Raw genomic sequence first — 11,540 nt, 5'->3', positions numbered from 1 at the left:
TTTGGACGTACTTTCCCTGATCCCGCAATTCGGCAATCTGCTGTGGACGATTGTTGCCTTTGTTATTGCGCTGTCGGTCATTGTGGCCGTGCATGAATATGGCCACTACATTGTGGGCAGGTGGTCGGGTATCCATGCCGAAGTCTTCTCGCTCGGGTTCGGGCCGGTGCTCTGGAGCCGCAAGGATAAGCGCGGAACCAAGTGGCAGATCGCAGCATTGCCTTTTGGTGGATATGTAAAGTTTCTGGGCGATGCCAATGCGGCCTCGGGCAAGGATGAAGAGGCGATGGAAGACATCGCGACCCAAAATCCTGAGGAGTTGCGCCGCACCATGCACGGCGCCCCGCTATGGGCACGGGCAGCAACTGTCGCGGCTGGCCCGGTCTTTAATTTCGCCATGTCCATTCTGGTTTTTGGCCTGATCTTCTGGTCACAGGGCGTTTCGCGTGAACCCCTGACCGTTGGCGCGTTGCAGCCTTTGCCAGGCACCGTGCAGGAATTGCGCGAGGGCGATGTGATCACGGCTATCGCCGGTCGTCCTACGCCGGACTATGACGAAGAAGGCGCATGGAAGGAGTTCATCGACGACCTGCCTGTTCAACCGGTTCTGGATTATTCTGTGATCCGGGACGGTGAACCTCTTGAGGTTCAGGCCCCCTGGATGTTCCCGCCGCTGATCCGTCAGGTTGCCCCGCGCAGCGCGGCGATGGATATCCAGCTGAAGCAAGGGGATGTCATCACCTCGGTCAATGGTGAACCGATCTTTGCCTTCGAACAGCTAAAGGATCATGTCGAAGGATCGGACGGCCGCGTCTTGCTGCTTGAAGTCTGGCGGGATGGGTCCGAGTTGGAATTTGCCCTAGCACCCCGGCGCACGGATGAACCGCAGCCTGATGGTGGTTTTGTCACCCATTGGCGCATCGGAATCGTCGGTGGCATGATGCTGGAGCCTGCTACGGTACCGGCTGGTCTTTTCGATTCCCTAAAGGGCGGTGTCATCCAGACAGGCCGCATCATCGAAGGGTCCTTGTCCGGCATGTGGCACATGGTGACGGGCGCAATCAGCACCTGCAACATCTCTGGACCAATCGGAATTGCCGAAACCTCGGGGGCGATGGCCAGCCAGGGGGCGCAGAACTTTATCTTCTTCATTGCTGTCCTTTCGACGGCCGTAGGCTTGTTGAACCTGTTTCCCATTCCGGCGCTGGATGGCGGGCATCTGATTTTCTACGCCTACGAGGCCATTGCCGGGAAACCACCCAGCGACCGGGCGTTGCGCATACTCATGGGCATTGGAATTGCGATCATTCTGACGCTGATGCTGTTTTCGGTCAGCAACGACCTGTTCTGCTGAATGTGGCGGCTGGAGCAAATTCCAGCCGCATTCCCGCCATATTTCAGCGCTAGAGTATTCCCGTCAAAAGGGAACAGTCATGTCCAAAACGCTGAAAAAATCGTATCAAAGCTTTAGCTTCCTGTTCATGTTGAATTGGGACGTTATGCTGAGCTTTGCCGTTACAGCGTTGGCAATGGCTGGGGCCGCCTATCTGGCGGGAATGTGATTCTCGGGAAAATCGTAGGTCTGTTGTCCCGTGGCTGTCTGCCTGACTGCTTCGATATCGCCTTTTGACAAGCTCATTCAATCCCGTTACTCAACATTAAAGTCTCAAAATTCTGGGTAGAGCATAAAATGACTGACAGGCGAGACGCAGGCACATCCTGCGGGGGGCATAAGCCGATAAACAATATTTTGTGGCAGGCGCTAACGGTTTTTTTCCTTTTTGTTGCGGTAAGCTTACTGGCGTTTCCACATGCGGCATCGGCGCAAAGCTACACGATCAACTCGTTTGATGTTGAGGGGAATCGCCGGATCGAAACCGGGACAATCATCGCTCGTACCGGAATCGAACCGGGCCAGACCGTAACGGCCGGACAGCTTAACGATGCCTATCAGCGTTTGCTTGACAGTGGTGTATTTGAAACAGTCGAACTGACACCGCGCGGCACGACTCTGGTCATTCAGGTTCAGGAATACCCAACGATCAACCAGATCAGCATTGAAGGGAATGCTCGCGTCAAAGACGACGTTCTTCTGGACGTGATCTCGTCGCAACCACGCCGGGTTTTTACGCCTCAGGCTGCCGAAGCGGATGCTGACACGATCGCCGAAGTGTATTCGGCCCAGGGTCGTGTCGCGGCAACTGTCATTCCTCGCATCATCCGTCGCAGCGACAACCGGGTCGATCTGGTCTTTGAAGTGGCAGAAGGCACGACCATCGAGGTCGAGCGCGTCAGCTTTGTCGGCAACCGCGCCTTTTCGGACCGGAGGCTGCGCCGGGTTCTGGAAACCAAACAGGCAACGTTTCTGCGGACATTCTTCCGCAACGACACGTTTATCGGCGACCGCATCGAATTCGACAAACAAGTCATTCGTGATTTCTACCTGTCGCGGGGCTATATCGATTTCCGTGTGAACAGCGCCAACGTCGAATTTACCCGCGAACGGGATGCCTTCTTTCTGGTGATGAACGTCACCGAAGGCCAAAAGTTCTCGTTTGGAAAGATAACGACGGTTAGCGAAATCGCCGGGGTCGATGCGGCGCCGTATCAGGATGCGCTGAAAATCAAACCTGGCGTGACCTATACGCCGACGCTGGTGGAAAACTCGATCGCGCGGCAAGAGCGCCTTGGGTTGAAGCAGGGCGTTGATTTCCTGCGTGTTGAACCGCGTGTGACGCGCAATGACCGAGATCTTACCCTGGACGTCGAATTTGTTCTGACGAAGGGTCCGCGTATTTTTGTTGAGCGGATCGATATCGAAGGCAACACCACCACGCTGGACCGTGTGATCCGCCGTCAGTTCGACACCGTCGAAGGTGACCCGTTCAACCCGCGTGAAATCCGTCAGGCCGCGGAACGCATCAATGCGCTTGGGTTCTTTGCGGTTGCGGAAGTTGAGCCTCGGGAAGGGTCGTCACCCAGCCAGGTCATTCTGGATGTTGATGTCGAAGAACAGCCTACAGGCTCTCTGAGCCTTGGCGGCAGCTACTCGGTCACAGACGGCTTCGGGATTGCAATCGGCCTGAACGAGGCGAACTTCCTGGGACGCGGTCAGAATCTTGGTGTGTCCATCTCGACAGCACAGGATTCAGAACAGTACACGATTAACTTTACCGAGCCCTATTTGCTGGGCCGAAAGCTGCGTTTCGACCTTGGACTGGGTCTGTCGGCAACCAATTCCGGTTTTGCAAGTTACGACACGAGCTCGTTGTTTTTCACACCTCAACTGACCTATGCAATCGGCGAACTTTCTGCTCTTCGGTTGCGCTATGACTGGGACCGCAGCGAGATGACCCAGCAGAGCGATCAGGTCAACGGTGCGGTGATTGCGTCTGAGATTGCGCAGGGGAAACGGACATCCAGCTCGCTGGGACTGTCATACATCTATGACAGCCGGATCGGTGGTCTGGACCCGAATTCAGGCGTTCTGTTCGAGGTTGGCGTCGACGCGGCGGGTCTTGGTGGCGATAACAAATACTTCAAAACCACCGCTCGCGGGATCGCCCAAACACGGGTCTGGAACGAAGAAGTCGTTCTGCGTGCAACACTGGAACTGGGTGCGTTTAATTGGACTGGCGATGGTTTCAGCCGCGCTGTTGACCGCTTTGTTTTGGGGCCTCGTACCTTCCGCGGGTTTGAACCGGCCGGTATTGGCCCGCGTGATTTGTCCAATGGCCAGGATGATGCCATCGGTGGCAACTATTACTGGGTCGCGCGTTTTGAAACCGATTTCCCCTTGGGTCTGCCCGAGGAGCTGGGCCTGCGGGGCGGTCTGTTCTATGATGTTGGAAACCTATACAACATCAACGATGTGAACACCGCAGGGGCAAATATCGTTGGTGCAGACGGGTCCATTCGTCACGTAATCGGCATCTCGGTCCTATGGGAAACACCGTTTGGACCTTTGCAGTTCAACTTCTCGAAGGCTCTGAAAAAGGAAACGTTCGACAAGGAACAGAACTTTGACCTGACCATTCAGGCTCGGTTCTGATCTGCGATGACGAACAGGTTCTTTACCTTGATACAGGGCCCGCTTTGGGCCCTGTGTGCATTTCTGATGCTGTTTCAGGCCCCTTCGGCTGAAGCACAGCAACTGGGTGTTCCGCAAGCCAGCGTGGTCACATTGTCCGGCGAGCAGCTGTTCAAGAACTCGGCATTCGGGCAGCGCGTGCTGCGCGAGATCGAAAAAGAAAGCGCGATGCTTGCGGAAGAAAATGAGCGGATCGTCGCGGAACTCAGCCGCGAGGAAAAAGACCTGACTGAAAAGCGTGCAACCATGCCAGCCGAAGAGTTTCGACCTCTGGCCGAAGCGTTCGATGTCAAGGTGCAGTCCCACCGTGACGGGCAAAGAGCAAAGCTTGACGCGTTGGCGCGTCGCAGCGAAGAGGCGCAACAGACGTTCTTTGAAATAGTTCGTCCGATCCTTGTTGATTTGCTGCGCGACTTTGGGGCCAGCGTGATCATCGAACGTTCCAATGTCGTTGTAAGCACGTCAGATATCACAGAAGCTGCGATAACCCGTGTAAACACGGCAATTGGCGATGGCAGCGGGCTGCAAAAAGACAAGAGCGAATAGGTTCGCTTGCCCTTACGAGGCTGTATTGCTAACCACGCTGAAAAAGAAACATTCAGAACGGGATACCTGCATCATGACAACGGAACCCAAAAGCGCCGATATTCAGTTGATCCAAAGGATCCTGCCGCATCGTTATCCGTTTTTGCTGGTCGATAAGGTGGTTGACATCTCTGGCTATCAATCGGCCCGCGGTATCAAGAACGTCACCATGAACGAGCCGCATTTCCAGGGGCATTTTCCGGGAACTCCGATCATGCCAGGTGTTACCATCGTTGAGGCGATGGCGCAGACCGCAGGCGTGATGCTGGGCGTGGGTATGGATGTCATCGACACCGAGTTGCTGATCTATTTCATGAGCATCGACAAGTGTAAATTCCGCCGGAAAGTTGTTCCTGGCGACGTGCTAGAAATGCATGTCGAAACGGTTCGCGGCAAGAAGGGTGGCAAGCTTTTCAAATTCAACGGCCGCGCAACTGTTGATGGTGAAGTGGCCGCCGAGGCAGAATTCTCGGCCTATGTCGATTGGGATATGGAAAAAACAACATGAGCGGTATCCATCCCAGCGCGATTATCGAAGACGGAGCGCAGATCGGGCAGGATTGCATCATCGGTCCTTTCAGCTATGTGGGCGCCAATGTAAAACTGGCTGATCGGGTCGAGTTGAAGTCTCATGTCGTTGTGACCGGTGATACATCGATTGGCGAAGACACCGTGATCTTTAATTTTTCGGTGATCGGTGAGATTCCTCAGGACCTGAAATTCGGCGGTGAAAACACACGCCTTGAAATCGGTCAGCGCAACCGCATTCGCGAGCATGTAACGATCAACACCGGAACCGAAGGCGGCGGTGGCGTAACCCGGATCGGGAATGATTGCCTGCTTATGGCAGGTGTTCATGTGGCCCATGACGTACAGATCGGCAACCGGGTTATCATGGTGAACCACGCGGGCGCAGCTGGTCACTGTATCGTCGAGGATGATGTAATCGTCGGTGGCATTTCGGGCCTGCACCAATGGGTGCGCGTTGGACGTGGGGCTATCATCGGTGCGCTCACCATGGTGCCCAAAGACGTCATTCCCTACGGACTGGTACAAGCATCCAGGGGTGAGCTTGAAGGTCTGAACCTCGTGGGTCTCAAGCGTAAAGGTGTTTCGCGCGAAGACATCTCTGCACTGCGTGCCGCGTTCAAGGAGTTGTCTGAAGGCGAAGGAACGTTCATGGATCGCGCCTACCGTCTTGGTCAGGGTAACGACAGCGACTATGTGCAGCGGATCGTTGATTTTGTCACCGGACACAGCGATCGGTCGTTCCTGACACCGAGGAAATAGGAACATGCTTGCGTTGATTGCGGGAACCGGGGCGCTGCCGACCGAATTGGTTGCCCAATTGGCGGAACGTCCGCTGATCTGCGCGATGGAAGGTTTCCTGCCGGATGATCTGGTCGCAGATATCGTATTTCCGCTTGAACAGCTTGGCAGTTTTATCGCCGGGCTTCAGGCGAAGGGCGTGACCGAGATCTGCATGGCCGGCGCAGTTCGGCGCCCGAAGGTTGATCCTAAACGTATTGACGCGGCAACGATGCCATTGGTTCCGGTGATCCAGCAGGCCATGCTGTCGGGTGATGACGGAGCCTTGCGGGCTGTCATTGGCCTGTTGGAAGGCGCAGGATTGCGGGTGTGCGCCGCGCATGAAATCGCCCCTGGCCTGTTGCCGCCTTTGGGCTGTCTGACTGATGTGCACCCATCCGAGAGTGATATGGCAGATGCAGACCGCGCTGCCGGAATTCTGCGGGCCATGGGGGCTGCGGATATTGGTCAGGCCTGTGCAGTCTCAAAAGGGCAGGTGTTGGCAATCGAAGGCATCTTTGGAACCGCCTGGATGCTTCAGTCCCTGACACAACGCCCGGATGCGGGGGGCGGCATACTGTTCAAAGGCCCAAAGCCCGATCAAGATCGGCGTGCTGATCTGCCTGCCATCGGGCCCGACACCGTCACGGATGCGGTCGCGGCAGGCTTGTCTGGCATCGTTCTGGAAAAGGGCGGTGTGCTGGTTTTGGAAAAAGAACAGGTCATCGCCGAATGTAACCGTCTTGGGCTGTTCCTGTATATCCGCGAGCGAGCGGTCTGATGCGTGTTTTTCTGGTCGCCGGTGAACCTTCGGGCGATCGGCTGGGCGCCGCGCTGATGGAGGGGCTGAAAACCTTGATCCCCGATATTGAATTCGACGGGGTGGGCGGACCATTGATGGCGGCTCAGGGGCTGACCAGCCGGTTTCCGATGTCGGAACTTTCGGTGATGGGTTTGATCGAGGTTCTGCCGAAGTTTTTCCACCTCAAGCGTCGAATCTCGGAGACCGCGCAAGCAGTGTTGGGCACGCGGCCGGACGTTCTGATCACCATCGACAGCCCCGATTTCAGCCTGCGTGTCGCCAAAATCGTCAAAGCCGCCAGTGATATCCGCACCGTGCATTACGTCGCGCCTAGTGTCTGGGCCTGGCGTCCGGGGCGAGCGGACAAAATGGCAAAGGTCATCGACCATGTGCTGGCACTGCTTCCGTTTGAGCCGCCATACATGGAGCGGGCAGGGATGGAGTGCGACTTTGTCGGCCATCCAGTTGCCAGCGAACCGACGGCAACACAGGCTGAGATTGCAGCATTCCGGAGCAGGTACGACCTAGGGGATGCACCAGTCCTGCTGGCTCTGCCCGGATCGCGCCGGGGTGAGATCGAGCGTCTGGCAGACACGTTTGGTGAGGCATTGCGGCTGTTTTTGACGGATCATCCCAGTTATCGCGTCGTGGTTCCAACCGTGGGTGCAACAACTGATCTGGTCAACGATATGACGCAAAACTGGCCGGGCGCACCAATAGTGCTCGACCCGCGCCAAATCGGAGCCGGGCAAGCCACCATCGAAAAACGCGCGGCCTTTGGCACAGCACGTATTGCGCTGGCCGCTTCGGGTACGGTTTCTTTGGAACTGGCCGCGCAGAATACACCCATGGTGATCGCCTACAAGCTCAATTGGCTGACCCAGAAAATGGCTGAACGCATGGTCAAGCTGGACACTGTTACATTGGTCAATCTGGTATCTGAAACACGCGCCGTGCCTGAATGCCTGCTGAACGATTGCCAGCCAGAAAAGATCGCCAAGGCCCTGCATGATGTGACCAATGCCCCCGACGCTCAGCAACTTGCGATGAACCTGACAATGGAAAGGTTGGGGCGCGGAGGAGAAGCTCCGGGATTGCGGGCGGCACGAGCTGTGCTGGACAGAATGCAGATTGAGCATGCTTGATCACACGCTGTTCGCCGCTTCAGCCGGGATTGCCATGATTTCCACCAATCTGGACAATCTGGCCGTCTTGCTGGGTTTGATACTGGTGATCGAGCAGCGCCGCGCCATCATTGGCTTTGCCGTCGCGCAAACAATTGTTCTGACATTGGCCATGACCGTCGCCTTGGGCGTTGACCAGAGCGGCGCGCCGTTTTGGATCGGGTTTCTGGGTCTTGTGCCACTGGCCTTTGGTCTGCGCGGTATCTGGAGGCAGCTTTTCGGGGCCAATTCTGAAGGAACCGAGGCAAAAGGGGCCGTGACCTCGGTGGTTACCCTGTTCCTGAGCCTGTCGATTGACAGTTTCGCGGTCATGACACCGTTATTGGCGGATTCTACCCCCTCATACCGCGTTGCCGCCTTGATTGGCGCAGCACTGGCCGCTTCCGTGCTGGTCTTTACCGCCGCCTGGGGCGCCCCTCGGGCCAAAAGCCTGGGGCCACGCGTCGCCCGAATGGATAGGGTCGCCCCATATATCATGGTCTGCGTAGGGCTCTATATCCTCTTCAATTCGCCTACGGACGCCCTGTAACAAATTTGTTCCGGCGTTCCGTCTCGGGTTTGTGATCCGCGACCGTCTGTTGCAGCGGTGCGGACTTAAAGTATCCTCTCTAAAAAAGGAGCTTTCATCATGACCCGCATTCCCCCTTTGTCAGACGCCGAGATGGCAGACGAGACACGCGCGTCTCATGCGGCTTTGGGCGCTTATGGTCCGTTCGACAATTGGGCCCGGGTCGCCGCACATTGTCCACCGGTTCTGGAACATGTCGCAGGGATGCTAACAGCGTTACGGGAACAGCAGACCTTGCCGCGTCGTGCGCTGGAACTGGCCATGGTGACGGTTTCCAAACTGAACGCCTGTGACTACTGCGTCTCGCATCATACTCCGCTGTTGACAGTTGCTGGTCTCAGCCCCGAAGGCGCGGCGCGTTTGCCAGATGTTGACAACCACCCCGAGCTGGACGCGTGCGACAAGGCCGTCGTGCGATACGCCGAGGCGGTAACGACACGATCAGGCCGCATGCGCGACGCCGAGGTTTCCAACTTGCGGGATTGGTTCAGCGATGCCCAGATTGTCGAGTTAACCTGGCGCATCGCTTTGTGCGGTGCATTCAACCGGTTCAACGATGCGCTTCAGATCCAGATCGAACCGGAGGTTGAACCGGTTTCAGCCTAGTACCCGCGCCAGATCCAACCGCCGCCAAAGATGCGGCTGCCTTCTGAGGCATAGAAGACGCAGGCCTGACCGGGCGAGATGCCTTCTTCGGGTGTCAGCAATTCAACCTCGGCAGCGGTGTCGGACAGCGGTCGAATAATGGCTTCACGCGGGGGGCGGGTCGAACGGACCTTGACTGACAGGTGCCAATCTTCGCGAGAAGTGAAGGGTTCATCGCCCAGCCAGTTGATCTCACGCACGGGCACGACACGCGTTGCCAGCATCTCTTTGGGGCCGACAACGACCTGTTTCTTGTCCACGTCCAGCTTGACCACATAAAGCGGTTCGCTCAGACCGCCGATGCCCAAGCCGCGCCTTTGGCCGATCGTGTAATGGATCACACCGTTATGCTGTGCCAGAACGCGGCCATCGGCATGAACAATCTCGCCCGGCTCCGCAGCACCGGGGCGCAGCTTTTCTATAACGCTGGCATAATTGCCATCGGGCACAAAGCAGATGTCCTGACTGTCAGGCTTGTCCGCCACAGACAACCCATATTGAGCCGCCATTTCGCGGGTCGCGTCTTTTGAGGGCAGGTGGCCAAGCGGGAAGCGCAGGAAATCAAGCTGTTCCGGCGTTGTCGAAAACAGGAAATAGGATTGATCCCGGTTTGCATCTTCGGCGCTGTGCAGTTCCGGGCCGTTTGGCCCCATCTTGCGCTGGATATAGTGTCCGGTGGCCATACAGTCGGCCTCAAGATCCTTGGCGGTTTCCAGAAGGTCCTTGAATTTTACGCGCTCGTTGCAGCGGATGCAGGGTACGGGCGTTGCACCTGCCAGATAGCTTTCCGCAAACTCATCAATCACCGCGTCCTTGAAGATGTTTTCGTAGTCCAGAACATAGTGGGGAAACCCACGCTCTTCTGCCACGCGGCGCGCATCGTGGATATCGATCCCGGCACAGCACGCCCCTTTCTTGGCCAGAGCCGCTCCATGATCATAGAGTTGCAGTGTCACACCGACCACGTCATAGCCCTGATCGGCCAGATAGGCTGCGACAACAGAGCTATCGACGCCCCCCGACATGGCCACAACCACCCGCGTTTCCGAGGGCGGTTTGGCAAAGCCAAGCGAGTTCAGCGGGGTCTCGGTGTCGAGGGCCATTGGCGGTTCCTGTCCGGGTTAAGAAAGACCGGCAGAATATAGGAAAATTCTACACACTCTCAAGAGGCGGTTTCATACGACCTTAAGTAGGCTGGTGCCAGCTTTGATGCAGCAAAGAGGGTAAAGCGATGTATTTGCACAAAGTGGAAGGGCCAAGGTCTGTTTCTCTACCGGATGGGTCCATACTGACACGCGCCGATCTTCCGCCGTCAAGCACACGGCGGTGGGTGGCCTCGCGCAAGATTCTGGTCGTGCGTGGGGTACTTTACGGGCTGATCAGCCTGTCTGAGGCAAAACAGAAATACGGGATCAGCGACGAAGAATTCAACGGCTGGGTTTCCCTGGTCGCGGAACACGGTGTCCAGGCTTTGAAAGCCACGGCCTTAAAAAAGTATCGACAACCTATAGGAGAGCGGAAATAAATGATTCAACGGTAACGTCAGATTAACCATTCTTGGTCAGGTTTAATTTTAATTGGAATTATTGACCCGAATTGGAGCAGTGAAAATGCGTATACTTCTTGTCGAGGATGATCCGACCACGTCCAAAAGCATCGAACTGATGCTGACGCATGCGAACCTTAACGTCTATGCAACAGATCTTGGCGAAGAAGGTATCGATCTGGCAAAGCTCTACGATTACGACCTGATCTTGCTGGACCTAAATCTGCCGGACATGAACGGGCATGAAGTGTTGCGCCAGTTGCGGATTGCCAGGGTGGAAACACCGATCCTGATTCTATCGGGTGCAGATGATACGGACAGCAAGATCAAAGGCTTCGGGTTTGGCGCGGATGACTACCTGACCAAGCCCTTCCACCGTGAAGAGCTGGTGGCCCGTATCCATGCCATCATCCGCCGGTCGAAAGGGCATTCGCAGTCCATCATCCACACAGGTCGCGTGGCCGTTAACCTGGACGCCAAAACGGTCGAGGTGGACGGAAAAACCGTGCACCTGACAGGAAAAGAGTACCAGATGCTGGAATTGCTCAGCTTGCGCAAGGGTACGACTCTGACCAAGGAAATGTTTCTGAACCACCTATATGGCGGCATGGACGAACCCGAGCTGAAGATCATCGACGTCTTCATCTGCAAACTGCGCAAAAAGCTCAGCAACGCAACTGGTGGTGAGAATTATATCGAAACCGTTTGGGGCCGGGGTTACGTGTTGCGCGACCCGCAAAGCAACACATTGGACGAGACGCGAATGGCGGTCGGCCTCTGAATTGAACCGTTTGTGTCGCTGGTAGTCCAGG

Annotated in this window: 13 protein-coding genes; 12 read left to right on the top strand and 1 reads right to left on the bottom strand. The window is 56.3% G+C overall.

The genetic code is table 11. From position 1 onward, the window contains the following. Position 1 precedes the first annotated feature (1 nt). The 10 genes from rseP (at position 2) to ACR0AM_RS12265 (ending at position 9,143) form a co-directional block, all read left to right on the top strand. Positions 2–1,354, top strand: coding sequence for an RIP metalloprotease RseP (rseP, locus tag ACR0AM_RS12310; RefSeq protein ID WP_480623057.1), 1,353 nt, complete (start codon positions 2–4; stop codon positions 1,352–1,354). A 79-nt stretch (positions 1,355–1,433) separates the two neighbouring features. Beyond that, positions 1,434–1,562 (top strand): hypothetical protein, encoded by a 129-nt coding sequence (locus ACR0AM_RS12305; RefSeq protein WP_267364732.1) that lies wholly within the window; start codon positions 1,434–1,436, stop codon positions 1,560–1,562. A 128-nt stretch (positions 1,563–1,690) separates the two neighbouring features. Continuing rightward, positions 1,691–4,051: an outer membrane protein assembly factor BamA gene (gene bamA, locus ACR0AM_RS12300; protein WP_480472667.1), complete on the top strand. Its 2,361-nt coding sequence runs from the start codon at positions 1,691–1,693 to the stop codon at positions 4,049–4,051. 6 nt (positions 4,052–4,057) lie between these two features. Then, on the top strand, positions 4,058–4,636 hold the full coding sequence (locus ACR0AM_RS12295; RefSeq protein WP_480493217.1) for an OmpH/Skp family outer membrane protein: 579 nt from the start codon (positions 4,058–4,060) through the stop codon (positions 4,634–4,636). A gap of 73 nt (positions 4,637–4,709) precedes the next feature. After that, positions 4,710–5,183 (top strand): 3-hydroxyacyl-ACP dehydratase FabZ, encoded by a 474-nt coding sequence (gene fabZ, locus ACR0AM_RS12290; protein WP_267364735.1) that lies wholly within the window; start codon positions 4,710–4,712, stop codon positions 5,181–5,183. Next, on the top strand, positions 5,180–5,965 hold the full coding sequence (gene lpxA / locus ACR0AM_RS12285; protein ID WP_480623056.1) for an acyl-ACP--UDP-N-acetylglucosamine O-acyltransferase: 786 nt from the start codon (positions 5,180–5,182) through the stop codon (positions 5,963–5,965). Before fabZ ends, lpxA begins: the two co-directional genes overlap by 4 nt. Positions 5,966–5,969: 4 nt before the next feature. Then, the gene (locus tag ACR0AM_RS12280) at positions 5,970–6,764 is read left to right on the top strand and encodes an LpxI family protein (protein ID WP_480603668.1); all 795 of its coding nucleotides are present in this window, start codon (positions 5,970–5,972) and stop codon (positions 6,762–6,764) included. Then, positions 6,764–7,930: a lipid-A-disaccharide synthase gene (lpxB, locus tag ACR0AM_RS12275; protein WP_480623055.1), complete on the top strand. Its 1,167-nt coding sequence runs from the start codon at positions 6,764–6,766 to the stop codon at positions 7,928–7,930. The genes ACR0AM_RS12280 and lpxB overlap by 1 nt, the downstream gene beginning before the upstream one ends. Further along, positions 7,923–8,498: a hypothetical protein gene (locus ACR0AM_RS12270; protein ID WP_480516967.1), complete on the top strand. Its 576-nt coding sequence runs from the start codon at positions 7,923–7,925 to the stop codon at positions 8,496–8,498. Before lpxB ends, ACR0AM_RS12270 begins: the two co-directional genes overlap by 8 nt. 99 nt (positions 8,499–8,597) lie before the next feature. Next, positions 8,598–9,143 carry a carboxymuconolactone decarboxylase family protein gene (locus ACR0AM_RS12265; RefSeq protein WP_480516969.1) on the top strand — a complete coding sequence of 182 codons (546 nt, stop codon included), beginning with the start codon at positions 8,598–8,600 and terminating at the stop codon, positions 9,141–9,143. Here ACR0AM_RS12265 and mnmA read toward each other — a convergent pair. Continuing rightward, positions 9,140–10,285 carry a tRNA 2-thiouridine(34) synthase MnmA gene (gene mnmA / locus ACR0AM_RS12260; RefSeq protein ID WP_480623054.1) on the bottom strand — a complete coding sequence of 382 codons (1,146 nt, stop codon included), beginning with the start codon at positions 10,283–10,285 and terminating at the stop codon, positions 9,140–9,142. The genes ACR0AM_RS12265 and mnmA overlap by 4 nt on opposite strands. Positions 10,286–10,413: 128 nt before the next feature. Between mnmA and sciP the strand changes: the two genes are divergently transcribed. Both sciP and ctrA read left to right on the top strand, forming a co-directional pair. After that, the gene (gene sciP, locus ACR0AM_RS12255; RefSeq protein ID WP_480623053.1) at positions 10,414–10,707 is read left to right on the top strand and encodes a CtrA inhibitor SciP; all 294 of its coding nucleotides are present in this window, start codon (positions 10,414–10,416) and stop codon (positions 10,705–10,707) included. Between the two features lie 85 nt (positions 10,708–10,792). Continuing rightward, positions 10,793–11,509, top strand: a complete 717-nt coding sequence (ctrA, locus tag ACR0AM_RS12250; protein WP_267364745.1) for a response regulator transcription factor CtrA — start codon at positions 10,793–10,795, stop codon at positions 11,507–11,509. Positions 11,510–11,540: the final 31 nt, after the last annotated feature.

Source organism: Ruegeria sp. AD9, assembly GCF_056542305.1.
The sequence above is the reverse complement of the archived record's forward strand: the minus strand, read 5'-3'. Positions and strand labels throughout refer to the sequence as shown.